Raw genomic sequence first — 26,374 nt, 5'->3', positions numbered from 1 at the left:
ACTCATTCAAGTTGTTATGCTATGAATTGTTCCTAGAAATACTGTAAAATAAATCTAACGCTCAACTATTTTAAAACGCTTCATATAATCACTTCTTAATAAAAAATATCTAGGACTCACTTATGTCAGATAAAAATTTTGATGCTCTTCCTAAAGCGCATACCACTTACGCTAATATCATCAAGAGCTTACTGCCTATCGGTAATAGTGGCAAAGTTAGCAAGGATCAGCTGCCACAAGCCACTTATAGCGTCGATGATATGCATATTGATCAAGATAATCTCGATGATTATCGCAAGATTTGTGGGTTTTTGGATAATGGTAAAGTGCCGATTACTTATTTTTCAGTATTATCACAAGCGCTGCAGATGAACATGATGGTTAAAGAGCCGTTCCCTTTTGCGCTATTAGGGCTAGTACATGTCGATAATACTGTGACGCAGTATCGCCCCATTGGAGAGCGCGAGACTGTCAGTATGTCAGTCAGTTTTGCAAACCTACGCGATCATGCGCAGGGGCAGCAGTTTGACTTTGTGACCATTGTTAAGTCGCAAGAGGATATTATTTGGCAAGGGTCGTCAACTTACTTGGCGCGTAGTAACAAAAAAGGCGATAGCGCTGCCATCAAGAAAAGTGCGCCGCGTCCTGTGACCGTCAAGCCAATGATTGATGAGGCGGGCGTCCATAAGATATTTGAAGTCCCTGAAGATATGGGTCGTCGTTATGCATTTGTTTCGGGTGATTTTAATTTGATTCACCTGCATCCTTTATCAGCCAAAGCTTTTGGTTTTCCTAAAGCTATCGCCCATGGCATGTGGTCTAAAGCTAAGTGTCTAGCGATGATGGGCGAGCTACCAGAGGCTTGTAGCGCTGTCGTGGCATTTAAGCTACCGATCTTCTTGCCATCCGAGGTTGAGCTGATCGCTGAGCCCGTTGCTAAGCTTAAGAGTGCTGAGGACAACTGTGTATTCGGTTTATATAGTGCCAAAAATGATAAGCCGCATCTAACAGGTCACCTAAATTTAGTTAATAAAGAAAAGGCCTAATCTTATAACCATTAACAACTAACAAGCGATCGCAACTTTATAGAACTATGACTATGACGCAAAGTAATCAAGATAAGAGCAACCAAGCTCAAAGTAATCAAGTTGGAAATAGCCAAGACCAAATGGCGGCTAACGATACTTTCAATGGCAAAGAAATAGATAATAGCGAAGAGGGTGTGATCTATCTTGACGCTGATAACACTGTCAATCTATCTGCGACGTTGAGTCCTTATTATCGCCCAAATGAGCAGACTATCGTTTGCGGAGCATTGGATGATAAAAAAGTGCAAGCGCTAGCAGATGCTGGCGTTGAACTAGTAATTAACCTACAGCCTGATACTGAGCTAAACTTTGATGAAGCCGCTGCTGTGCAACAAGCGGGTATGGCCTATGAGCACCTGCCTATCGGTGGCGCAGAGGATCTAAAGCAGCTTAAGATATTAGCGTTTGACAAGCTATTACGTCAGTATCATGGCAAAAAAATAGCGATGCATTGTGGCTCTGGCAATAGAGTAGGCGCTGCAATGACGCTGCGTTCTGGTTGGTTGCGTGGTCGCAAAATGGATACGGCAATGAAGCATGGCTATGATCATGGGCTGACAAGCTTAGAGGAAGAGGCGCATAACCGTTTGCTTGTACCGCGCTAAGCTTAAAAGCTTCTGAATTTATAAGCTTCTTTATAAAATTTTATTTCATAAAACAGGCAACTATTAAGTGGCCTGTTTTACTATTCGCTACTGATCCATCTATAGATGAACTGCAATGAGACAGCTATGACCCATAATGAGAACATCGTTTTTAGTAACACTGAGTTGCAGCAACACTTACAACAACTGCTAATTGATTTGCAGCTAGATGATGCGCCAGCTGGCGGGTCTTTAATGGTTTATCAAGCGGGTCAATGCATCGCACAAGCCAGTGTCGGTATGGCGCAAATAGACATGCCTTGGCAAGCTGATACTTTATCACTGAATTTCTCGACAGGTAAAGGTGTATTGGCAACTTTGGCTCACGTATTGGTCTCGCAGCAACGGCTTGCGTACGATACGCCAATTGCTGAGTACTGGCCTGCATTTGCCGCCAATGGTAAAGCTGATATAACGCTGCGGATGCTGATGTCGCATCAAGCTGATCTGTTTGCAATCAGTACTATTGACGTCGATAACGAAACACTGCTCGACTGGGATAAGATGGTTGATTTAGTGGCGGCTATGCCGTTGACGACACCTAGTCAAGATGAAAAGTCGTCAGCAGCTTATCACTCTGCCTACAGCGCTTTGGTTTATGGTTGGATATTGGGTGGTTTGATAGAGATTGTTAGCGAGATGAGCTTGGCTAAAGCACTAAAGCATTATTTAACAACTCCTTTGGGCATTGCGGACAGTTGTTACTTTGGTGTGCCAACTGAGCGTGTTGGTGAAGTAGCCAAGCTGACCAAAGACTTTACCGCAGACAAAGGTAATAACTCACAACTGGGCAAAAAACGCCATAAGCCGACTCTAAAAGTGGACTCTGAAGCTACTATGCAAACCTATCAGCAGCTAGCGAGTTATCCATGTTGGCTACAGCAAGCCACCGAGAAACAGCTCAACTTAGCTGACGATAAGCTCAATGCTGTGCAAATTAATCGCTTATATTTTAGTCATGGCAGTATCAATGCTAATAACTACCGAGCGGCGTTAGTTCCTGCGAGTAAACAGCCTATTGACTACTATGATGAGCAAGTGATGCAAGCGGTCATTCCAGCAGCAAATGGTGTTGTCTCAGCTCAGGCATTAGCAACGATTTACGCTATGCTAGCCAATGGCGGCGTATGGCAAGGTAAAACCTTGATTGATAGCCGCACCTTTGAGCAATTATCAGCGCTGCAAGTGACGGGCATGGATGCAGTCATGCCAGCAGAAATGAGCTGGCGTCTAGGTTATCACCGACTATTTAGTATCTGCAATAATAACGCTGAGCAGGGCTTTGGACATATGGGCTATAACGGTTCGGTAGCGTGGTGTGAGCCGACGCGCCAATTATCGTTTGCTTTTGTCCATAATTTTGATGTCACTATGCTAAACGATATTCGTCAATTTGCATTGACAGAAGCAATATTAGCTTTAGTTGATAAAACTAATGAATAAAATTATTGAATGCAACAACGCCCTAATATTAAGTATAAAAAAGCCATTAATTATGAGGATTTTTTGGCGTCATTTTCAATAAACTTGGCGCACTTAATCCATGAACGAAGATTGAGGCTAAGATAACAATAGAGCAAACAATCCATAATTTAAGTGCATCATCATCAGCGAAGTAACCTTGATTTAAGGCATAAGATAAGTAATATAAGGTACCGATACCACGGATACCTAATGCTGATATAGCATATTTTTCGGTTCGGTGCATATCTAAGCCTGATAGAGCAATAATCCCACCTAAAGGACGTATAAATACTAAAAATGCTAAGCTGACTGCATATACTTTCCAAGTCAGCTCAATATCAGATTGTAAGCCTTGACCGATTAATATCCCAAAACCTACAAGTACTAGTGACATGAGTAAACCCTCGGACTGTTCAGCAAAGTCATGGAGTTTTTCATGATACTCATGCTCACACTCTGAACGCCGAAAAGCGAAGGCAGCGACAAACACCGCAATAAAGCCATAGCTATGTATATGCTCAGCCAAGCCATAAGCGAGCAGCGTCAGCGCGATCACCACATAACCTTGTGAGAGCGCTGTATCTTTGGTATGTTTTGAAAATACTATTTTTGCCAATACTTTACCCACGACTATGCCAACAATGACGCCTGCGCCGATTTGCCATAGTACGTCTTGGGTGAACCATGACCATAGCATCTCACTGGTGAAGCGCTTGCCCTCGCTAAAAGCTTCGGCTACTTTGATGGCTAAATAGACAAAAGGGAACGCCAGACCATCATTGAGTCCAGCCTCAGAGGTCAAGGTAAAGCGCGTCGTATCTTCACCGCCTGTATTAGGGGGTCCAACTTGGATGCTAGCGGCTAATACTGGGTCGGTAGGCGCTAGTACCGCACCAAGTAAAATAGCGGCACCAATACTCAGGCCAAAAGTATAATAGCCGAGTACCGCCATGGTAAAAATACAAATGGGCATTGTAATAAGCAGCAAGCGCATAGTAGGCCGCCATAGCTGCCAGGTCAGATCAGTATCAATCTTGATACCCGCGCCAACCAGCGAGACTAGTACCACAATCTCAGTGATTTTTTCAATCGCTAAGCCATTATCAATAGGGTCTAAAAACGTTAGACCCGTCCACCAATACCCTATCGCCATACCGAATAGAACTTGTAAAATAGGCAAGGAGATAGGGGTGCGTCTAAAGATAATAGGAAACAGAGCGCCAAGTAAAAACGCAAAACCACCAATTAATAAGAGTAAATTATAATTTTCAAGCATCAGCTTTGCAGGCACGCCCTAATGATAAAAAGTTATTTATAATGACGCAAAAAATAAAAATATTAAGCAAAAAAACGTTATCAGAGCTTAGATTACGTTGGTTTTTGGTAGTTGCCCATCAATAGCTATACAAATAGTCAGCTGTATAAATAATGAGCCACAAAAAAAGCCAGCATAGCGCTGGCTTAATATTAAATGATAATTTTTAAGTAAAACTATAGATAAATCCTAACGCTCAACTTGACTGACATCACGCACAGCGCCAGTATCAGCACTAGTCGTCATCGCAGCATAGGCTCGAAGTGCAGGAGTCACATGACGTACGCGACTGACAGGTTTCCATGCCTGACTACCACGGCTTTCCATTTCCTCACGGCGCGCGGCCAATTCAGCATCGTCAACCAGCATATTAATAGTACGGTTCGGGATATCAATATGAATAGTATCGCCCTCAGCAACTAAACCAATAGCGCCACCTTCAGCAGCTTCAGGGCTGGCATGACCAATCGATAGTCCTGAGGTACCACCTGAAAATCTTCCATCGGTAAGTAGGGCACACTCTTTACCTAATCCTTTAGATTTAAGATAGGTAGTCGGATAGAGCATTTCCTGCATACCAGGGCCACCTTTTGGACCTTCATAACGAATGATTACTACGTCACCAGCGACGATTTGGTCGTCAAGTACTGCAGCTACCGCATCATCTTGAGATTCAAAAAGTCGTGCACGACCTGTAAATACTAAGATACTGTCATCAACGCCTGCGGTCTTGACCACACAGCCACGTTCAGCGATATTGCCATAAAGCACTGCCAAGCCACCATCTGATGAATAAGCATGCTGAGCACTACGTATACAGCCTGACTCACGATTGACGTCGAGGTTTGACCATTCCTGAGATTGTGAGAAGGCCTGCGTGGTACGTACACCACCAGGAGCAGCAATATAGCGTGCTCGTGCCTCGCTATTATCAGGATTCATAATATCCCATTTATCAATCGCCTCTTTCATCGTAGCGCTATGAATAGTAGGTAAATCCGTTTTTAATAATCCTGCCCGATCCAGCTCTGCTAACAGCGCAAAGACACCACCAGCACGATGCACATCTTCCATATGATATTTTTGTGAAGCTGGCGCTACTTTTGCCAGACAAGGTACACCGCGACTCAAACGGTCAATATCATGCATCTTAAAGTCGACTTCTGCTTCATTAGCAGCGGCTAGCAGATGCAAAATAGTATTCGTCGAGCCGCCCATAGCGATATCTAACGTCATTGCATTCTCAAACGCCGCTTTGCTCGCGATAGAGCGTGGTAGTACTGAATCATCATCTTGCTCATAGCGACGCTTGGCAAGAGATACAATAGTACGACCTGCTTCTAAAAATAGCTCACGACGTAGTGAGTGGGTGGCAAGTAGCGAGCCATTACCTGGTAGTGCCAATCCTAATGCTTCGGTCAAACAGTTCATTGAGTTGGCGGTAAACATGCCCGAGCATGAGCCACAAGTAGGACAAGCTGAAGCTTCGATAGCAGCAACATCCTCATCACTAATGCTATCGTCAGCCGCATCCATCATCGCATCGACGAGATCAAGCTTACGAATGGCACTGTCATTGCTGTCTTCATTATTATGGCTTTTACCGACGGTACTGGCGACAATCTTACCAGCTTCCATCGGGCCACCAGATATAAATACCACTGGAATATTGAGACGCATGGCTGCCATCAACATACCGGGAGTGATTTTATCGCAGTTAGAGATACACACTAATGCATCGGCGCAGTGGGCATTGACCATATATTCGACAGAGTCAGCAATTAAGTCACGGCTCGGTAGAGAGTACAGCATGCCACTGTGACCCATGGCAATACCATCATCGACCGCGATAGTATTGAACTCTTTTGCCACACCGCCTGCTTTTTCAATTTCACGCGCGACCAGCTGACCTAAGTCTTTTAGGTGTACATGCCCTGGTACAAACTGGGTAAAAGAGTTTGAAATGGCGATAATAGGTTTGCCAAAGTCGCTATCAGTCATGCCAGTGGCGCGCCATAGTGCACGAGCACCCGCCATATTACGACCGCCAGTTGAGGTCTTTGAGCGATAATCCATGTGAGATTCCTTGCGATTAGTCGAGGTGACTTAAGTTTTCACCTACAAATATAATAAAGTTGTTGTGACTTTTATGATTATTGTGCTTTTTATAAACAGTGAGGACAAGTGAATAATACTAAGTGGCTACCTTACCATCAGCTATCAGTAAGTCAAAACAATCAGCGGATAGTTTTAAGATCGTTGAAGCGCACATAGGTATTTCGGTTAACACTATTCAAGACGCTCTAAGATAGCCGATTCAAACCAAGGTAGTTGTTCTTTATCCGCTTCTAATTTGGCAATAACGAGTAGGGCGTGAGGCGCTGGTAAGTACTGATAGTCAGTGCTTGCCTCAATAGTGAGTACTTGTGCGTTATCTATAGCGCTTTCGTCTACACTGATCAAAGCCTGCTTCGCGCTTTTGTATAGCACATCAATACGACCAAAGAACTGCCACTCTTTAAAGGCGGCTACTAGCGCATCAGCGGCATCTTTGGTGTAAAGCTGCTCGGTCGCTTTACCCGTATTGGTCCAATGCAGCCGTACTGCTAATTGTAGCGCTTCACTAAACACCACTAATGATCCTGTCACCTTGACATGCCAAGGACTGGAGATTAGTGCCGTATCAATGCCAATAAGTTGCGCAGCCTCAGTTGCCGTCATCGGCGTATTAAACTGCGCTAATAGTTTGGGTGTTAATGGATTCGCCTGTTTAATCACGTTATCTAGACTATCGTAATGATACAAAAATTGAAGTGGCAAATCTTGAGTTACGGTCTTTTTGCTAACTTTACAATTATGAATACGCCAAGTAATAGCGCTATCGGTCAACACCTCAGTCAAAATAATAGCGTTGGGGTCGATGGATTGCTTGTTATCGGTATCGATATTGTTCACCACATCCTTATGCGGCATGTCCTCATAGGATTCGATATGAGTATCTATAATGTCAATGGATTCAGTCTGCGAAACAGTCAAATTCATAAGCTCAAGGTTATAAAAATAGCCTACTAATATAACATTTTTTATGGATTATCTCGCCATCAATTTAGAGTTTTTTGGATGAGACATTAGGATAAGACATTACTTGAACTAGCATAAAAATTCGTCCACTATATCGTAGATGTCATTATTAATAACTAAAGGATTAACCATGAGCCAGACTTACTCAATAGCCACTTATGACAATAATAATATCTTTGCTAAAATGCTTGATGGTGATATTCCCTATCATAAGGTTTATGAAGATGATAAAACGCTCGCTTTTATGGATATTATGCCGCAAGCGAAGGGGCACGTACTCGTGATACCTAAACAAAAAGCGGTTGATTTGGCCGACCTTGAGCCTGAATATGCGTCGGCGATACTTATGACTGCCAAAAAAGTCATGGCAGCCCAGCGGCAAGTATTTGCGCGTGAAGGAATTGTTCAAATGCAGCTTAATGGTAGCGAGGCAGGGCAGACGGTGTTTCATTATCATATTCATCTTATCCCTAGCAGCATTCATGAGCTAGGTCGTCATGCGGTCACACAAGCGGATAATGCAGAGCTGGCCAAATTAGCTCAGCAACTTGCTGGAAAAATAATTGAGTAAGCTATCTTGACTACGCACTTATGATCTAACTATGAAGAAGGCAGCTGACAAGTTGCCTTTTTTAATTTTGGGTAACAGTCTAGTAACAAATGTTAATGTATTGTTATATGTTAGGTCGTTTTCTGGGGTTTTTCTAATGATTGTGTTAATTATTGTCGCCTACAACCTTTTTTATAACCTGCATAGCATCGTTATATGGATTCAGTGGCTGTAAGTGCTCAATGCTTAAGGCTAGTAACAGAACTTTTAATAGAACCTTGTTACCATAATAATAAGAGACCACGTTTATGGAAAATAGATCCTCTCGTTCTACCATCTTGCTGCCTGTATTTATACCAGCAGCTATCATTATGATTTTGTTAGTTATTGGTACGTCTATTAATCCAGAAGCTGCTGGTGCAGTATTCAGCGATGTGCTCAATTTTATTACCGACACTTTCGGCTGGTTTTATATGCTAGCGGTCGCTATATTTTTGATTTTTATCATTATGCTAGCTTTTTCATCTTATGGCAGTATCAAGCTCGGTCCTGATCATGGCGAAGCGGAATATAAGTTTCTCGAATGGTTTGCGATGCTGTTTTCAGCAGGTTACGGCATTGCACTACTATTTTATGGTGTAGCCGAGCCAGTAATACATTTTGCGAGTCCGCCACTCTCACAGCCTGAAACTATTGCTGCCGCTAAAGAAGCCATGCAGATCGCCTATTTTCATTGGGGCTTGCATATTTGGGCGATCTATGGGGTTGTTGGTTTATCGCTGGCCTATTTCGCCTTTCGACATGGTTTGCCTTTGTCTATACGTTCCACTCTTTATCCACTTATCGGTGATAAAATCTATGGTCCTATTGGTCATACGGTTGATGTCTTTGCAATTTTAGGGACGATGTTTGGTATTGCCACTAGTTTAGGGCTATCTGTCGCACAAATTAATGCGGGTTTAAATTATCTATTACCTAACTTAGTCCCCGTTAATACAACGGTACAAGTGATTACGATTGCAGTGGTGACGGGTTTGGCGCTGATATCAGTGTTGGCAGGTATGGACAAAGGGGTCAAGCGCTTATCTATCTTAAATATGGTGCTGGCAACTTCATTAATGATTTTTGTATTCGTTGTGGGTCCAACGATATTTATTCTAAACGCTTTTATGGAAAACACGGGCAGTTATTTAGGTAATATCGTTGAGCGTAGTTTTAGTTTGCAAGCTTACAAGTCTAGTGATTGGATTGGTAGTTGGACACTGTTTATCTTTGCATGGACGATTGCCTGGGCGCCTTTTGTTGGTTTGTTTATCGCTAAAATCAGCCGTGGCCGTACTATCCGTGAGTTCATCGCGGGTGTCATGCTGGTGCCAACTATTTTCACCTTCTTTTGGTTTTCAGTATTCGGTGATACTGCGCTTAATATGATTATGGTTCAAGGGTATGACTCTTTAATCACTGACGTGCAGAATAACCAAGCGATTGCGTTATTCAAATTATTAGAGAATCTGCCTTTTACTCAGATAATATCTTCTATCACGGTATTGTTAATTATTACTTTTTTTGTGACTTCATCGGATTCAGGGTCACTAGTGATTGACTCACTAGCAGCTGGTGGCCGTAGTGATACACCATGGTGGCAGCGCTCATTTTGGGTAGTAACAGAGGGCGCAGTTGCTGCTGTTCTGTTAATTGCAGGTGGTTTGACAGCGTTGCAAACGGCGGCTATCGTCAGTGCTCTACCTTTTGCCATTATTATTTTAATCTCTATCTTTGGCATGTGGCGTGCCCTACGCATTGAGGGTCATCGTAATCAAAGTTTGGCCAATGACAATCATCTACCACCGCACCTGCTCAAACTTGAATCATGGCGCGACCGTATTGACTATATTACCGAACAACCAAGTCGTGAGGAAGTACTGGAATATATCAAAGGTACGGTTATGTCGTCTATGACTGAGGTGGCCGAGAAATTTAAAGAGACAGGTTGGATTCCTGAAGTTAACTACGATGATACTAATAATCGAGCGGTATTGGAATTACAACGTGGTGACGATGTCGAGTTTTGGTATGAAGTGCGCTTATCACATTATGATACGCCTGATTATTACTCAGATGACTCAAAAAATGGGCTATCGCAAGATCACTATCATCGAGCGCAAGTGTACTTACGCCGCGGTGCCCAAACCTATGATCTATATGGCTATCAATCAGAGTCTGTCATTAACGACATCATTGATCAGTTTGAAAAGTACTTGCACTTCTTAAATGAGTCGCCTAATAGTTTGCCATGGCGTATGCAAGAGCATGATGAAGACCTTACCCTTGAGCAGGGTAGTGTGTTTGATAAATAGTATCGGTTTTAAACCTTGCAAAACCTATAATAACCCTTAGAATAACGGCTTGTTTTTATTGATTTAATTTTATCAAAGGGCAAGCCTTTTTTTATGTCTATAAATACGCTCATTCGTCCAAAATCAAGTCTAGAACTCAGTCCCAATACTGCCGCAGCAGCGAGGTCTGATAGTGCTCATCCGCTATTACAGCCATTAGCGATTGGCGGCTTGACGATAGAGAACCGCTTAATGGTCGCGCCAATGGCTGGCGTCACAGATAATCCTTTTCGCAGATTGTGCAAATCCTTTGGCGCAGGTCACGCAGTCAGCGAAATGATCATCGCTGATACGGCGCTTTATGCGCGTAAAAAGTCGCTTTATCGTGCTAACTTCGATAATGAAATTGCGCCTATCTCTGCACAAATTGCAGGGGCTGAGCCCGATAAACTCGCCGAAGCGGCACGCTATCAGATCGATAATGGTGCACAGATTATCGATATCAATATGGGCTGTCCTGCCAAAAAGGTCTGCCGTAAGCTGGCAGGGTCAGCGCTGCTACAAGATGAGGATCTAGTCGCAAGATTACTTGATGCAGCAGTAAACGCGGTCGACGCACCAGTAACGCTAAAGACGCGCTTAGGCTTTGAGAATGGTCGCGAGAATATTCTGCGCGTCGCCAAGATGGCCGAGCAAGCGGGCATTGCGGCGATTGCTATTCATGGTCGTACTCGCGAGGATATGTATACAGGCGAGGCACGTTATGAGCTGATACGTGAGGTCAAAGACAGTATTAGCATCCCCGTCATTGCCAATGGTGATATCGATAGCGCCCAAAAAGCTCAGCAGGTTTACGAGCTAACGGGCTGTGATGCGGTGATGATCGGTCGCGCCGCTCAAGGTCAGCCATGGCTGTTTCGTGATATCGAGCATTATCTGCGCACAGGTCAGGTACTAGCTGCGCCAACGGTTAGTGAGATTAAAGAGATAGTGTTGACACATTTGCAAGAGTTGTATGGATTTTACGGTGAATACTCTGGCTGTCGTATCGCTCGTAAGCATATTGCTTGGTATACCACAGGTATTCCTAATTCTAATGCCTTTCGCCAAGCGATGTATGGGGAGGAGAGCACTGCTGGACAATTCAAAGTAGTGGAGAGTTTTTTACAAGCGCATGAATAAAGTGATTTAAAATATCGATTTTAAAGCCTCTAATAGATTGTTTTTTAAGACTTGCGAGCTGTTTTATATAAGTAAGTTAGTGCATAAGATAAATTAGCGAAAAATGAAAGCTACTGCTAAATAGTTACTGATTAATAATGCTTTGATATTTGCTAAATAATATTTGTCAATAGCAATAAGCTAAACGGTACTATATAACTGATAGATTACTATGACTACTAATACCTTTACAAATATTTGCTTAATGGTGATAATCGCTGCATTATAAGGCTTTATGCGCATCTCTTTAACTAAGAGTAATTAGTTTTTGCTATGCTAAAACTGGATAGTGGCTGGACCACATTAAACAACAAGGACGTTTTATGGCTAATATATCAAAAAAAGTAATCGCTAAGGCCGTTAAGGGCAAGAACATTCTTATCACAGGTGCCTCAAGTGGTATTGGTGAGCGCACTGCGCATTTGCTTAGCGAATGTGGCGCTCATGTCATTTTACTGGCACGTACAGAAGAAAATCTTAAGATGGTCAAGGACGAAATCGAGCAAAACGGCGGTAAAGCTAGTTATTATGCTTGTGATTTGACGGATATGGATGATATCGAAAAAATCACTAATCAAATTATTGCTGACTTCAGTCATATAGATATACTGGTAAACAATGCAGGACGCTCTATCCGCCGTTCGGTTCATGAGTCGGTCAATCGCTTTCATGATTTTGAGCGCACCATGAGTATTAACTATTTTGGTGCGGTTAAGACTATTTTGGCCTTTTTACCAACTATGATTAGTCGCCAGACAGGTCAAATTGTTAACATCTCCTCTATTGGTGTACTTGCTAATAGTCCACGCTTTGCCGCTTACGTCGCATCAAAGGCAGCATTGGATGCTTTCAGTCGTTGTCTAGCTGCTGAAGTAAAAGGCAATAATATCACCATAACCAATGTCTTTATGCCGCTAGTGCGCACGCCTATGATTGCGCCGACTAAGCTGTACCGTTATATGCCAGCGCTGATGCCTGATGAGGCAGCAATGATGGTAGCAAAAGCGATAGTAGAGCAGCCCAATAGCATCGCTAGTAATATGGGTAAATTTGCGTCGGCGACTTATTCATTAGTGCCAGCGTTCAACGTCGGTGTCCAGTCTATTGGCTATCGTATCTTCCCAAGCTCAAGTGCCGCACAAACCACGGACTCTAAACCTAATATCGCCCAACGTGCCTTTGCAAAGCTGATCCCTGGCGAGCATTAATTCCAATAGTTTAATATTACTCTCTAAGAATTAAAGGATACTTCGGTATCCTTTTTTTGTTTAATTGATTCTACGAGGATACGCGCGATTTCCCAGTGAAGACTTTAAGGTTTGGCTTTAGGACAATGGCACTAAGATTTTGAGTGGTTTGTAGCAGTGTATTGTTCAACAGACCCTAGATAATTAAAGTACTAAAAGCGTATTATGTGGGGATTATTTTCATAACGGATGGTAAAAAAGTGGGTATTACTCCCCCACTTTTTTATGAATATTTTTATTAGGATAGGTCATGCTTCTTCGTTTTATTGCGCGTCATAGCACATTAATTATGCCAGTTTGCGCTATTGTGGGCTTTATTTTTCCAAACTTATCCAATGCAGTATTGGTATATTTACCCCAAATACTGTTCTTCTTGATGTTTTTCACTTTATTGGGTATCGATCAATATGCGCTGTTAAAGCGTATAGCGACAAGCTATGTCTGGGTTTTTGCCTTGTTACAAAGCGGGGGCATGAGTCTAGCTTTGATAGTCATTGCTTATGCGCTTGGTGTACGTGGCGATTGGCTATTGGCCATTGCAGGTCTTGGTGCCACTGCTCCATTATTTGGTAGTGGTGCGTTGGTCAATGCAGTGGGGTTTGATGCACAACTGGCAACGGCAAAAACTATCGCTGCGACCCTCGTTATGCCATTTACCTTATTAGGCGTATTGTGGCTATTAGGCGATGGAAATGCGCATTTAGATGTTGGTACTTATATCAAACGCTTGTTAGTTTATATCGTTATGCCAATGGTACTAGCTGTAGGGGTGCGTCGGTTCGTTCCACCTGCTATTTTGTCACGTTATTATCCCAAAATTGGACAGTTTAATATTTTACTGCTGATGTTGTTTCCATTGGGACTGATGGCAGGATTTCGTACTACCTTTGACCACGATCCGTGGCAAGCATTGTTATTACTAGTGCTAAGTTCGGTATTGGCATTGGTGTTTTATTTTAGCGCTTATATCATATATCGGCGTTTTGGCTATGAAAATGCCATTGTCGCTGCGCTGGTATGTGGCGGACGCAATGTACTACTTGCTTACACTATAACGGTACCCTTTATGGGCGCGGTGTTTCTACCGTTACTGGGTGCCTTTCAATTACCAGCATTCTGCTTACCTTTACTGGGCAAATATATGGCAAAACGCCATACACCTTGAACTATAGATTTAAAGTTAGTTTTCAGCTCATGGTATCTAAGGGCTGAGGTATCCTTTTTTATGTCATTGACATTATGAGGTAAGGGTCAGGTTCCCTAGTGAGGACTTGAATCTATTGAGCATAAGAAAGACAGTTTATATAGGGTCCGTTAAGGTATATATTAATATCAATGATCCAAATTCAGGAATTAAGTCATGTTATTTTTTCATTTAAAATCATCATTGCCTATATTCAAAACGGCAATGGCTTCTGCTTTACTAATCGGTACTGTACAACTGATGACAGGCTGTAACTCACAGCCTTCACCTTCAAGTAATGACGGCACTGCACAAACGAATAATACAGATAAAAATGTGGCTAAGGATGATGAGATGTCTGTCAATCCAGCGCCTACAGATACGAGTGCTACGGATAAAGTACAAACTAACGAAGCAGCAGATATAGCTGATGAGAAAACCGTCAGTCCGTCAGGGTATCAGAAACTAAGCTTCGGTCAGGTTATTACCCCCGAATTGCTAAGTAGCCTAGGAATGACCAAAGCCAAGAGCGGTAACGAACAATGCTATTACGTCAGTAATCCAAAATTGAGCTATATCGATAAAGATTACGGTGAACGTGCTTCTGTGCTATATCAAATCATAGATGGTAAAGTTGCTCTGATCAGTATTCAGGATCCAAGCATAGCGTTTTATAAAGACATCAACGTTGGCAATTTAGCTACAGACGTTATGAAAGCACATAATGACGAGCTTAGCTACGAGGTCGATAAATATGCAGTTGATGGTGATTACTATAACCTGATTGCTAATGTCAATTTTAAGGTGATAAAAGAAAGCCCACTTGAAGAATTCTTAAAAAACGACAATATTGAGCTTAATAATAAACAGGATAAGTTGCCCCTACAAATTGAATATCATATTAAAGGCGGTCAAAAGCTGAGTAATTCTACGATTAAGACGACTGAGTGGACAGCAGACCATAAAAACCTCTTAAAAGGTGAGGTAAAAAGCATAGATATTGGTATTCCAGAAGCGATTTATTTGGTGGAAGGTTGCTCTTAAAAGTTGAACGTAAAAAACCCAGCATCTAGCTGGGTTATTAGTGAAAGGTCGCTTTTATAAAGTCGCTTTGTGACTCATGCTCAATCAATGAGTTATCGCACTCTCTAAAATCGTATACGCAGCTCTCACCCTATCCGCATTTGGATAGTTTTTATTTGCCAAAATGACAATGCCTGATTTTTCGGCAGGAATATAAGCGATATAGCCACCAAACCCATTAGTAGCGCCTGTTTTGTTGACCCAGACGTTGTTTAAAATAGGCGTTGGATGATTATCTGTTGTAATGGTTTGGGGCTTTAGCACCACGTCCATTGAGTTGCCTTCGAGTAAGGTATTTAGCTGAGTAGGATAAGGGTACATCTCCCATCCTAACCCTTGTGTAAAAGTGCTCGCCTGATAGTAACCCTTTCTATTATTGACTAACGCTTGCTGAATATCTTTATCCAGCGGCACCAGCCCCATATTAGCCGCCATAAAATGCGTCATATCTTTAATGGTGGATTTAATACCATAGGCTTCAGCGTCTAACATGCCAGGATTGACTCGGATAGCATCACCAGCAGCATTATAACCAAACGCATAATCAGCCATCTTGTCACTAGGCACATTGATAAAGGTATTGGGCATATTGAGTGACGGCAGTATTTTTTCTTCCATCAATTGTGTGTAATCAGCGTCCATGCTCAATGCAGATATATAGCCAAACAATCCTATGCTAGCATTGGAATATAAACGCGTTGAGTTGACGGGAAAGACTGGCTGCCAAGATTTATAATAACGAAGTAACTGTTCATTATTTTTAACGTCATCAGGGACTTGTAGCGGCAGACCACCAGCGGAATAGGTGGCTAGGTTTATAAGCTTAGTATTGCCAATGGGGCTGTTTTTTAGATAGGGAATATATTTGTCAGCGGTATATTCTAACTTAAGTGTGCCATTTAATTCTGAATAACTGGCTAAAGTAGCCGCAAACGTTTTACTGATTGAGCCTAGCTCAAAAATAGTGTTTTCTGAGACAGGTATTTTGGCTTTCTTATCAGCCAAACCATAATGATAGAAGTGTGATTTACCATCAATAATAATGCCAAAAGCCATCCCTGAAATATCATGCTCGTTCATTAGTAATTTGGCTTGCTGATCAACGGCATTTTCCAGAAGATCATCACTGTCAGCTGCCTGTACCGTTGCAGATAGCAATGCTACTGTCACTAAAGCGATAAGTCCTACTTGATTTAACAGAGTTTGAACGAATCTTTTCATTGTAGGGCTTCTCGTTTATTCTAATAAATGGACTAAGAATTTAATGCATATGCAAATAGCGCTTTGCTTTTAGTTAGGGTATACCGCTTTATATTATCTCAGAATGCTGAATCCCTGACAATCTTAACGATTCAGTACTACAGATTGCTTCCAATAGAGTACACCCCTACGAAACTACCAAAACAGTCCTGATAATCAATAAATAGACTACTTAAAACAGACCACTATAATGAAACCACTTACAACAGACTATTTAACTAAAAACACGCCATAATATCCAAAATACGCCGAGCATAATGATTGCGATAATGAGCAGACGCTTACCCCAAAAAGGCACGAACGGCTTTTTATAACCTAAGTCATCAAGCTGACTATTGACCCCAGCTTGCAGACTCTTAAAACCTTGTTCTGTTGGTGTGGTCTTAACTTTATCCTTTGATAGCGTGCCAAATTCTTCTTCGATAGGCGCTTCATCAAAGCTAATAGCGCTATTAGGGATGCCTTGTTTATTGGCGATAGTTGTCAGCTTTTGCTGCTGTTTGGCTTTGATAGCGTCTTCATACTCATCAATACGAGCTTTGGCTGTCTCCATTGAGATACCTTCATCCGCTGCTAAGGTTTTAATTGCCATAACCAAATTGCCTTTTTCGACCATGATCACAACCGATTTTGGCAGCTTTTTACGGATTGATTGGGCGCTAGCGTCTGGATTGAACATAAAAATCCTTATAGGCAAAAGTCAAAACGGTTTTTAACAACATGGCCTAGTATAGCAATTCTATGGCTGAATTTTATAATCGAATCGTTATCCAAAAAAATACCGCTATCAACTTGATTGCGGTATTTTTGAGATTTTTAAAATTTATAGTTTTATGACTTACAATTTTTCTAAAATTATAAATCTTTCCAGCGCTGAATAGACTCTTTGATGACTTCTTTGGCTTCCGTGACATCACCCCAAGACTCAACCACCGTTGTGCCTGCTTTTTTCAGGTCTTTATAGTGACTAAAATGGAAGTTTAGCTGATTGATAAGCTGTTTTGGCAGATCCTCTAAGCTGTTATAGGCGTTGCCTGTGTCACGATCATCAGCAGGAACAACGACGATTTTGTCATCGACTTCGCCATCATCAACGAATTTCATCACACCAATGACTTTGGCTTTTAAGAATATGCCAGTAGGTAGCGGCTGTTCGGTGATAATTAACGCATCTAGCTCATCGCCATCTTCGTCCAAGGTTTGCGGGATAAAACCATAGTTGCAAGGCTTAGCAAAGATTTGCGGATCAATACGATCCAGCTCAAAAACGGCTAACTCGCGGTTCCACTCTATCTTATGACTGCTATTTGCTGGAATCTCAACGACTACATTGATAATACCGCCATCAACATCACCTGCGTCCAAAATTTTATTAAAATCTGCCATAACTACTCCTGTGCTTTTTGTTAAAAATAGAAAGTTATTAAAAGGGTAATGCACTGTTTTTATCACGGGCTACACACTTTATCGACGGTGCAATAAGTCGTAACCCTGCATAAATTATATCGAGAGCGAGTATAGCAAGTTTGACCGCGTTTTTGTGATTACGCTTAAGTCAAAGCTGGCACGATATTATGCAAAAAAAGACTCAATATATTTTATTGTTAGTCAGTTAGCAGCGATAGGACGCAGCTTAAGGATTCCAGCATGACGCTGAGCAATATTATCAATAAGCTTTTGGGTGACCTCGCTATAACTTAATGAATCAGTGTCAGCACCACTCATCGCATTATTGTCATTTATAGTAATAAAATCGCTCAAGCGTAACATCTGCATACCCGCGTAGCCGCAAGGATTAATCGCATTAAAGGCTTTTAGGTCGCAATCAATATTGAGCGCGATACCATGATAGCTAAAGCCGTGCTTGATCTTAAAGCCCAATGAAGCCATTTTGCCGAGCATAATAGGGTCATTGTTATTTTCAATGCCTTTGTTAGCATTAGCATCTATTTTGCTATATAGATAGACGCCAGGCGCATCACTACGTGCCTTAGCATAGATATTATTTTGCCCATGCAGACATTCGTTTATGACATCTTCAATCGCTTGCTCAGCATGTGAGACTAAGTTGCGCACACTCCAGCCTAAACTATGCAGATCAAATAGCCAATAAATCACTAGCTGTCCATGCCCGTGCCAAGTGACTTGTCCGCCGCGATCCGTCTTGATAATAGGGGTAGTGGTATGCGCTAAGATATGTTCCTCTTTGCCCGCCTGCCCAAGGGTGTAGACATCATTATGATCGACGATCCATAGCTCATCAGGGGTGCGCAGTTCCTGCTGTTTTTTGACAGCGATGCGCTCTAGAGTACGCGCCAGCATGGCTTCATGAGTGGGATTATAATCAGCAGCGTTTAGCGATTTGCTTATAAGCGTGGCATTAATATTAGTCTTATTGATACACAAATCAGCAGCCTGACTGGTATTATCAAGACTGTTATTAAGATCATTAGCAAGACCGTTGTTAAAATCATCGGCATTGATAGGAGTCGTCGAGGTCATAAGCGTTATCGTCTTATAGTTTTAGCATAAGGATTCTAAACGAGCACAGTAGTATTGTAGATTAATAGCTAGAGTTTAGCAGTATTTTGATAAAAGCGTTTAAACTCCAGTGAGAGTCATTATTCAATCTTGACTCATTATTAAGATTTTATAGCTGATTTGTAACCTATTTCGCACCTATCAGTGTTATAAATAAACTTTTCATTGTCTAGTCAATAAGTTACATTACATAGCAATTAAATAAAATAAGTTATTAGCTCAAGGCCTTCTATTGAATAAATCAATTGATGACTAGCCTAGAATGCATTTATTCTAACACTTATGACTAAAGGGATGACCGATAATGGATACTATACAGAACACTTTTGATCAAAAGCTTGATGAGCGTCATCTTGACAGCTTAAATGCTAACACTCAGTCTACTGCTAAACCTAGCATCATCACGACTATAGATAAGCTAAAAGCTCAGTTTACGCATATGCAAGAGCTTAGCCGTACTCAGCCTATCCTAGATTGGGACACGCGCGCCGAGCTACTGGATAAGCTAGATGCGCTACTTCGAGACAATCAAGATACGCTAGCCCAATCTATAAGTAGCGATTTCGGCTATCGCAGCACCTCTGAGACTCAATTTGCTGAGCTATTCCCAAGCTTTACGGGCATCACACATGCCAAAAAGAACGGCAAATCTTGGATGAAAACCCGCCGCGTGGCTATCTCCGCTTTATACTTGCCCGCTCATAACGAGATTCAGCCACAGCCATTAGGTCTTATCGGTATTATGGTACCGTGGAACTATCCGCTGTATCTAGCGATAGGGCCGATGATAGATGCGCTGACCGCTGGTAACCGCATCATGATAAAAATGAGTGAAGCGGCGCCTAAGTTTGCGCAAGCCTTTGCTGAGGCAATTGCGCAGTATTTTTCCTCCGACATGGTCAGCGTCGTGTTAGGAGAGGTCGATATAGCGACAGAGTTTAGTAAATTACCGTTTGATCATCTGCTTTATACAGGCTCAACTGAGGTCGGCAAAAAAGTAATGGCTGCCGCCGCGCCAAACTTGACGCCTGTGACTCTAGAGCTGGGCGGTAAGTCGCCGGTGATCGTGCTTGACGATGCCAATCTTGAATCAGCGGTTAATCGAGTGATGATGGGCAAAACGATTAATGCAGGTCAGACTTGTATCGCGCCTGATTATGTGTTGATTCAACGTCCGCTGCATCAGCGCTTTATTGAGTTAGCCAAAGAGTGGATGCAAGCGCATTATCCAGATATCGCTAACAACGAAGATTACAGTTATATCATTAATCAGCAGCAGTTTGATCGTGTACAAGGCTATGTTGAGAGCTTGCCTGCCGATAGCGTTCATAAGACGACTGATGTCGATGCCAATACTGAGACACGCTTAATGCCACCTGTTATCGTCACGGAGCCTGCGCTTGATAGCGACGTTATGCAGAATGAGATCTTTGCCCCTGTACTGCCTTTGATGCATTATGACACCCTTGATGATGCGATTGATTTTATCAATGATCGTCCACGTCCTTTGGCGCTCTATGTATTCGGTAATGATGATCGCAGCATTGAGCAGATACGAACTCATACCGTTTCAGGTGGCGTTTGTATTAACGAAGTCATTATTCATGTGGCGCAGCATGATCTACCATTCGGTGGTGTCGGTCATTCAGGAATGGGCTCTTATCATGGCAAAGCAGGCTTTGAGCGCTTAAGCCATATGAAGCCTGTATTTGTACAGTCTAAACTGAACGGTCTGAATTTATTCTTGCCACCATATGACAAGTTATTCAAACGAGCTATGGGTATGTTCTTAAAGTAGCCTGCTTGTTTTAAATATTTATTTTAATAAAAAGCGCTTATCACGATAAGCGCTTTTTTATGCCTATCTTTTATAACTTGTTTTTTATAATTCGTTTTAAAACCGTTACCAAATAGCTGTTGGTTATAGATAGGATAAGCAGCTACACTTTTAAAACTTGTTAATAATAAAAATTTTAATAATTAGGACATTTTATGCGCCAATGGATTGCGATAAGTTTATTATTAATAAGCTCTTTGTTCTTGTCATCAACGGTATTGGCAGCTTCAGCCACAAACTGTGATACGCCGATCAAATTTGGGGCACTGACATGGGAGAGCGGGCAGTTCACTACAGGTATTCTAAAATACATTACTGAGAACGGTTACGGCTGCGCCATCGAGGAAGTACCAGGGGCTGGGCCTGCGCTTGAGACTGCATTGTCGCAAGATGATATCCAAATCATTGGCGAGCAGTGGGTGGGGCGCTCGCCGATCATGGAGCAAGCCATTAGCGATAATAAAGTCGCGGTGATTGGTGATACGCTCAAAGGCGGTGCCACCCAAGGCTGGTATGTTCCGCAATATGTGATGGATGATAATCCAGGCTTGCGTCGCTATCAAGATTTGCCCAAATACAGCGAATTATTTACCGATCCTGAAGACCCCAGTAAAGCGCGTTTTATGAACTGTCCATCGGGCTGGGCGTGTGAAGTGTTTAACACGCGCCTGCTTGAAAACACAGGGCTTGATAGCACCTTTAACAATGCTCATCCAGGTACAGGCGCAGCACTAGATGCGGAAATTGCCTCCGCCTTTGAGCAGCGCAAACCGTTACTGTTTTATTATTGGCAGCCAACAGGGCTAATCGCTAAATATGACTTTGCCAAGATAGAGTTTCCGCCACATGATGATGCTTGCTGGCAGGACTTATTATTAGCCGAAGGTACTTCTAACTGTGTCTCAGGCGCGCCTGTATCGCCTTTAGCAATTGCGGCCTCAACGCCTTTTATCGCCAGTCATCCAGAGCTAACAGAAGCTTATAAAAAAGTGCAGCTCACCGCCGATCAGCTCAATGGCGCAATCTTAGCTATGAGTGAGAATAAGCGCAGCGGTGATGAGCAAGCGCTCGTATTCTTACGAGAGAATCCGCAAGTTTGGCAATCTTGGCTGACACCTGAAGCTGCAAATAACCTTGCAATAACTCTTGGTATAAATACTGAAGCAAGTGGTGCTGGTAATACTGGGGTGGATAGTCCGCTTAATAGCGTTGACAGCACTAGCTCTATACTAGCTTTATCCTCATATTTCCCTTCATGGTCGCTCGAAGACCCCTTAAATCGATCTTTATCAGCGCTAGTCAAAAACTACGGTGATGTGTTTCGAGGTATCAGCCATGTCGCGTTGACTTATTTACTACTGCCCATCGAGCGTCTGTTAACTATCGTTCCGCCTTGGCTGATTATCGCTCTAGTCACGATATTAGCTTGGTTTGGCGTGCGCAAAATATGGTTTGCCTTAGCTTGCGGCTTTGGGCTGTTTTTGATTGGCTCTTTTGGTCTCTGGGTTGCCCTGATCGATACTTTTGCTTTGCTTATTGTCTCAGTATTAGTCACGGTTATTATCGGTATTCCTATCGGAATTGCGATGTCGGGGAGTACTATATTACGTAAGATAGTCACGCCTATCCTAGATGTGATGCAGACGATGCCAAGCTTTGTCTACTTGATACCTGTGCTTATGCTGTTTGGTATTGGCAAAGTACCTGCGCTATTTGCGACGATTATTTATGCGTTGCCACCACTTATTCGCTTAACGACGCTCGGTATTAAGCAGGTTAATCATGAAATGATAGAAGCGGGGCGCTCATTTGGTAGCACGCATTGGCAATTATTGATTTGGATTAAGCTACCACAAGCGCTGCCTAGCATCATGGCAGGTATCAATCAGGCGGTTATGATGTCACTAGCCATGGTGGTATTGGCCTCTATGATTGGTGCGCCAGGCCTTGGTGAAGATGTGTTGCAATCTATCCAGACCCTCAATATTGGGCAAGGTCTGCAAGCAGGGACGGCTATTGTCATAGTAGCCATTATTATTGATCGTATTACTCAAGCCTTTGGTCAAGGTAAACGCGCCCGTCAAAAGACTATTGCCGCAGCCAAGCGCCATGCTGGCTAAAGTTTTTTAAACTTATGACTTGAGTTTATAAACAGTAGCTTTTTGAATCCATATTAAAAATTAGCAAATTGAGAATAATAATGAATCATATTCAACTTGAAAATATCAGTAAGATATATAATGCTAAAGGCAAGCAAGCAGAGTCAGCATTGAAGCTATTAGCTGAGGGCATGGATAGCGCTACGCTAAAAGCGCAAACAGGGTATTCGGTAGGACTATATGATGTCAATCTGGCGATAAAAGCAGGTGAGCTGCATTGTATTATGGGGCTGTCAGGTTCGGGTAAATCAACGCTGATACGCCATCTTAATCGTCTGATAGATCCGACTAGTGGCAAGATATGGGTAGATACTAGCATCAACTCGACTACCCTTGATAAGAGTAATTTTGAAGCAAAGCGCACCAGTAACAGCGTGACAGATTCTGCTATTAATATTTTAGAATTAGATGATAAAGGCCTGCAGCAATATCGCCAGCAAACCATCAGTATGGTATTTCAGCATTTTGGCTTAATGCCGCATCTGACCGTTATTCAGAATGTCGCTTACGGTCTACGAGTGCGCAAAATGAGTGTCAGCGCGCGCCATGAGATCGCACGGCATTGGCTAAACGAAGTTGGCTTGCCAAATCTAGAGCAAAGCTATCCCGATGAGTTATCAGGTGGGATGCAGCAGCGGGTAGGGCTGGCGCGTGCTTTGGCTACAGATACCCCTATACTGCTAATGGATGAGGCGTTTTCCGCGCTGGATCCCCTTATTCGCAATCAATTGCAAGATCAGCTATTAGAGCTGCAAGAGCGCCTGCATAAAACCATTGTTTTTATCACTCATGATATCGACGAAGCAGTCAAAGTCGGTCAGCGTATTAGTATCTTGAATGGCGGGCGCTTAGTACAGACGGGTACCCCTGCGCAATTACGTGACACGCCTGCGGATGATTATGTTGCGCAGTTTATGAGTGCTAAGCATTAGGGTATATCCTCATTCGATTAGGAAAACTACCACATCAAATCATCTGGAATCACATAAGCGGCATAAGGATCATCTTCCTCCAGCTCGATATCTGACTTATCATTCGACACTACTATGAATCCTGTCAATTTGGACTCAATACGATCGGCTAGTGGCCGCGGTAGTAGGGCATAATTCAGAGGGTTGTCTAAGCTGCTATTATCTTCTAAGCGCGCAATAACCACATGACCTGCAACTATTTGCTCATAGAGCTTCTGGGTGACATAGAGCTTTTTGATTTTGCTATTATCGACAAACTGATAACTGACCTCGCCCTGAGTGTTTGTGAGCTGATGCTGTTTTATCATTTGAATAATATTAGCATGTAAGGTTTTTTGCTCCAAAAGCTGCTGCTTTTCATGATTAAGTTGCTGATCCTTAGCGACCTTTTTGGCCTGCGCCTCGGCTAATGCTTTTTTGGCCTCAATGTTGGAGGCATCCCCTGTGCGCTTAGCATGTTGAGATTGTTTGCTTATCTTGTTCGCTTTTTTACTATCGACTAATCCAGCTTTTAACAGCTGCGCTTGCAGGGCATTTTTTGCCATAATTTAATTCTCAAAATAAGTAGGTTCTAAATAAGTGACTTTTAAATAAATAATTAATAAATATCGTAAAAAGACATTATATTTTAGCAAATTTTACTATAGACGTCATTGTCTACTGCTATTGATATGAGCGCTAGTATCACAATAGAAAGTGTTTGTAATAAGTAGTGAAAGCAACAACGAAGCGCGAATTTGGTTATACTATTTGCTTATACTGGGCGTTCACTAATGCTAATGGCGCTTTATTGATTTTAAAATTATAAATACTACCTCTATTTTTTTACCAATTTTCTCATTTTTGCTTTTATTATTTTAAGGTTTCAGCATGACAGCTACATCCAACCCTATAGTTTATCCTCCTATTATCACATCCTTACTTGATAATGACTTATATAAATTTACCATGCTGCAAGCAATGTTACATCAGTTTCCACAGACGCATGGTGTTTATCGGTTCCGTTGTCGCAATAACCAAGATACTGATTATCCGCTTGGCACTATCAAAGAGGCGCTAGAGCAGCAATTAGATAGCTTATGTCAATTGCGCTTTTTACCTGATGAGCTTGAGTATCTACGTAGTCTACGTTTTATGCGCTCAGACTTTGTTGATTACTTGGAGCTGTTTCAGCTTAAACGTCGCTTCATTACGGTGAGTACCGATAGCAAAGGTCGATTGATTGTTGATATCGAAGGACCAATGATTCAAGCGATGTTTTTTGAAGTCTTCGTGTTAGCTATCGTCAATGAGCTGTATTTCAATGCTCTATCCGATCCTAGTGTGATTAAAGAAGGTCAGCGTCGACTGGATGAAAAGGTAGCACTGTTGCATGATTATGCAAAGCGCCAGTCTGCTGATAATAATCAAGCTGACCACAAGCAGGAAAAGATACCACCGTTTATTGTGGCAGACTTTGGCACGCGTCGCCGTTTTAGCAAAAGCTGGCAGGCGCATGTGGTCGAGACACTGCATAAAGCTGAGCCCGATATCGTGAGTGGCACCTCAAATGTGTTGCTGGCAAAAAACCTAGAAATGACGCCGATAGGCACGATGGCGCATGAGTTTATGCAAGCCTTTCAAGCGCTCGATGTACGTCTGCGTGATTCACAAAAAGCGGCGCTTGAGGCTTGGGTGCATGAATATCGTGGTGATCTGGGTATTGCCTTGACGGATGTAGTGGGTATGGATGCTTTTTTAAGAGATTTCGATCTGTACTTTGCCAAATTATTTGATGGTCTACGCCATGACAGTGGCGACCCCTACGCATGGGGTGATAAAGCGATTGCTCATTATCATAAGCTAAAAATAGATCCTAAAACTAAAGTATTAACCTTTAGCGATGGGCTTAATCTTGATAAGGCTTGGGAGCTACATCAGTATTTCAAAGATCGTATTAAGACCAGCTTTGGTATTGGCACCAATTTGACTAATGATATGGGCTTGACGCAATTGAATATTGTCCTAAAGCTAGTTGAGTGTAATGGTCAGCCTGTCGCTAAGCTGTCTGATAGTCCTGGCAAAACTATGATTAATAACGATACTTATCTGGCTTATTTGCGCCAAGTATTTGAGGTTGATGCGTTGGACTGATTTTTATCAATAGTTATTCATCACCATCAACCACTTCTTCATCAGAAAACGCTGCGTCTAATGCCTGTTGCACCGCATTGATACGAGTCTCACAAACGCGATAGGCGGCAATAGATTCTTCAACGGTCGTCATCAAATTGTCGATATCTGGCTCATCTTGCGCTTGCAAGTCAGCGGCATTGGTTTTTAAAATATCATAAGCTGCCTTAAAAGTTTTTGGGGTGGCTTTTTTGCGTTTACGGGTAGTGGTAGTCGTCATAA

General features: G+C 42.4%; 22 protein-coding genes. 13 read left to right on the top strand and 9 right to left on the bottom strand.

What is annotated here, in order from left to right; all coding sequences use genetic code 11:
• Positions 1-122: 122 nt before the first annotated feature.
• The 3 genes from ACR63T_RS07795 (at position 123) to ACR63T_RS07785 (ending at position 3,175) form a co-directional block, all read left to right on the top strand.
• Complete coding sequence (locus ACR63T_RS07795; protein WP_201569191.1) at positions 123-1,046, top strand: MaoC family dehydratase; 924 nt, start codon at positions 123-125, stop codon at positions 1,044-1,046.
• Between the two features lie 53 nt (positions 1,047-1,099).
• On the top strand, positions 1,100-1,693 hold the full coding sequence (locus tag ACR63T_RS07790; protein WP_472783618.1) for a protein tyrosine phosphatase family protein: 594 nt from the start codon (positions 1,100-1,102) through the stop codon (positions 1,691-1,693).
• Between the two features lie 126 nt (positions 1,694-1,819).
• Positions 1,820-3,175, top strand: a complete 1,356-nt coding sequence (locus ACR63T_RS07785) for a serine hydrolase domain-containing protein (protein WP_472783617.1) — start codon at positions 1,820-1,822, stop codon at positions 3,173-3,175.
• A gap of 46 nt (positions 3,176-3,221) precedes the next feature.
• Here the strand turns inward: ACR63T_RS07785 and ACR63T_RS07780 are convergent, their stop codons facing one another.
• From ACR63T_RS07780 to ACR63T_RS07770, 3 genes are all read right to left on the bottom strand, one after another.
• Positions 3,222-4,472 (bottom strand): cation:proton antiporter, encoded by a 1,251-nt coding sequence (locus tag ACR63T_RS07780; RefSeq protein ID WP_472783616.1) that lies wholly within the window; start codon positions 4,470-4,472, stop codon positions 3,222-3,224.
• Positions 4,473-4,700: 228 nt separating this feature from the next.
• Positions 4,701-6,587 carry a dihydroxy-acid dehydratase gene (gene ilvD, locus ACR63T_RS07775; RefSeq protein ID WP_472783615.1) on the bottom strand — a complete coding sequence of 629 codons (1,887 nt, stop codon included), beginning with the start codon at positions 6,585-6,587 and terminating at the stop codon, positions 4,701-4,703.
• A 213-nt stretch (positions 6,588-6,800) separates the two neighbouring features.
• Positions 6,801-7,553, bottom strand: a complete 753-nt coding sequence (locus ACR63T_RS07770; RefSeq protein WP_472783614.1) for a hypothetical protein — start codon at positions 7,551-7,553, stop codon at positions 6,801-6,803.
• Between the two features lie 169 nt (positions 7,554-7,722).
• Between ACR63T_RS07770 and ACR63T_RS07765 the strand changes: the two genes are divergently transcribed.
• From ACR63T_RS07765 to ACR63T_RS07740, 6 genes are all read left to right on the top strand, one after another.
• On the top strand, positions 7,723-8,163 hold the full coding sequence (locus tag ACR63T_RS07765; protein WP_472783613.1) for an HIT family protein: 441 nt from the start codon (positions 7,723-7,725) through the stop codon (positions 8,161-8,163).
• Between the two features lie 287 nt (positions 8,164-8,450).
• Positions 8,451-10,499 (top strand): BCCT family transporter, encoded by a 2,049-nt coding sequence (locus tag ACR63T_RS07760; RefSeq protein WP_472783612.1) that lies wholly within the window; start codon positions 8,451-8,453, stop codon positions 10,497-10,499.
• Between the two features lie 93 nt (positions 10,500-10,592).
• Positions 10,593-11,660, top strand: coding sequence for a tRNA dihydrouridine synthase DusB (gene dusB / locus ACR63T_RS07755; protein ID WP_472783611.1), 1,068 nt, complete (start codon positions 10,593-10,595; stop codon positions 11,658-11,660).
• 362 nt (positions 11,661-12,022) lie between these two features.
• Entirely contained in the window at positions 12,023-12,907 is an 885-nt protein-coding gene (locus ACR63T_RS07750) for an SDR family NAD(P)-dependent oxidoreductase (RefSeq protein ID WP_201569175.1), read from the top strand.
• A 289-nt stretch (positions 12,908-13,196) separates the two neighbouring features.
• Positions 13,197-14,111, top strand: coding sequence for a lantibiotic ABC transporter permease (locus ACR63T_RS07745; RefSeq protein WP_472783610.1), 915 nt, complete (start codon positions 13,197-13,199; stop codon positions 14,109-14,111).
• Between the two features lie 195 nt (positions 14,112-14,306).
• Complete coding sequence (locus ACR63T_RS07740; RefSeq protein WP_472783609.1) at positions 14,307-15,173, top strand: hypothetical protein; 867 nt, start codon at positions 14,307-14,309, stop codon at positions 15,171-15,173.
• 84 nt (positions 15,174-15,257) lie between these two features.
• Here the strand turns inward: ACR63T_RS07740 and ampC are convergent, their stop codons facing one another.
• From ampC to lipB, 4 genes are all read right to left on the bottom strand, one after another.
• Positions 15,258-16,433: a class C beta-lactamase gene (ampC, locus tag ACR63T_RS07735; RefSeq protein WP_472783608.1), complete on the bottom strand. Its 1,176-nt coding sequence runs from the start codon at positions 16,431-16,433 to the stop codon at positions 15,258-15,260.
• A gap of 253 nt (positions 16,434-16,686) precedes the next feature.
• Positions 16,687-17,151 carry a hypothetical protein gene (locus ACR63T_RS07730; RefSeq protein WP_472783607.1) on the bottom strand — a complete coding sequence of 155 codons (465 nt, stop codon included), beginning with the start codon at positions 17,149-17,151 and terminating at the stop codon, positions 16,687-16,689.
• 176 nt (positions 17,152-17,327) lie between these two features.
• A complete protein-coding gene (locus tag ACR63T_RS07725) occupies positions 17,328-17,858 on the bottom strand; it encodes an inorganic diphosphatase (RefSeq protein WP_201569169.1) in 531 nt (176 codons plus the stop codon).
• A gap of 222 nt (positions 17,859-18,080) precedes the next feature.
• Positions 18,081-18,974 carry a lipoyl(octanoyl) transferase LipB gene (gene lipB, locus ACR63T_RS07720; protein WP_472783606.1) on the bottom strand — a complete coding sequence of 298 codons (894 nt, stop codon included), beginning with the start codon at positions 18,972-18,974 and terminating at the stop codon, positions 18,081-18,083.
• Positions 18,975-19,452: 478 nt separating this feature from the next.
• Here lipB and ACR63T_RS07715 point away from each other — a divergent pair, with 478 nt between their 5' ends.
• The 3 genes from ACR63T_RS07715 to ACR63T_RS07705 all read left to right on the top strand — a co-directional run bounded on the left by ACR63T_RS07715 (position 19,453) and on the right by ACR63T_RS07705 (position 23,941).
• Complete coding sequence (locus ACR63T_RS07715; RefSeq protein WP_472785257.1) at positions 19,453-20,811, top strand: coniferyl aldehyde dehydrogenase; 1,359 nt, start codon at positions 19,453-19,455, stop codon at positions 20,809-20,811.
• A 194-nt stretch (positions 20,812-21,005) separates the two neighbouring features.
• On the top strand, positions 21,006-22,970 hold the full coding sequence (locus ACR63T_RS07710; RefSeq protein ID WP_472783605.1) for a glycine betaine ABC transporter substrate-binding protein: 1,965 nt from the start codon (positions 21,006-21,008) through the stop codon (positions 22,968-22,970).
• Between the two features lie 80 nt (positions 22,971-23,050).
• On the top strand, positions 23,051-23,941 hold the full coding sequence (locus tag ACR63T_RS07705) for an ATP-binding cassette domain-containing protein (protein WP_472783604.1): 891 nt from the start codon (positions 23,051-23,053) through the stop codon (positions 23,939-23,941).
• Positions 23,942-23,967: 26 nt separating this feature from the next.
• Here the strand turns inward: ACR63T_RS07705 and ACR63T_RS07700 are convergent, their stop codons facing one another.
• A complete protein-coding gene (locus ACR63T_RS07700; protein WP_305898322.1) occupies positions 23,968-24,525 on the bottom strand; it encodes a DUF2058 domain-containing protein in 558 nt (185 codons plus the stop codon).
• 325 nt (positions 24,526-24,850) lie between these two features.
• Here ACR63T_RS07700 and pncB point away from each other — a divergent pair, with 325 nt between their 5' ends.
• The gene (gene pncB, locus ACR63T_RS07695) at positions 24,851-26,113 is read left to right on the top strand and encodes a nicotinate phosphoribosyltransferase (protein ID WP_472783603.1); all 1,263 of its coding nucleotides are present in this window, start codon (positions 24,851-24,853) and stop codon (positions 26,111-26,113) included.
• Between the two features lie 13 nt (positions 26,114-26,126).
• On the opposite strand, the gene xseB is transcribed toward pncB, so the two are convergent.
• Positions 26,127-26,372, bottom strand: coding sequence for an exodeoxyribonuclease VII small subunit (gene xseB, locus ACR63T_RS07690; protein WP_472783602.1), 246 nt, complete (start codon positions 26,370-26,372; stop codon positions 26,127-26,129).
• Positions 26,373-26,374: the final 2 nt, after the last annotated feature.

The sequence above is a fragment of the Psychrobacter sp. M17(2026) genome, assembly GCF_055699815.1.
The sequence above is the reverse complement of the archived record's forward strand: the minus strand, read 5'-3'. Positions and strand labels throughout refer to the sequence as shown.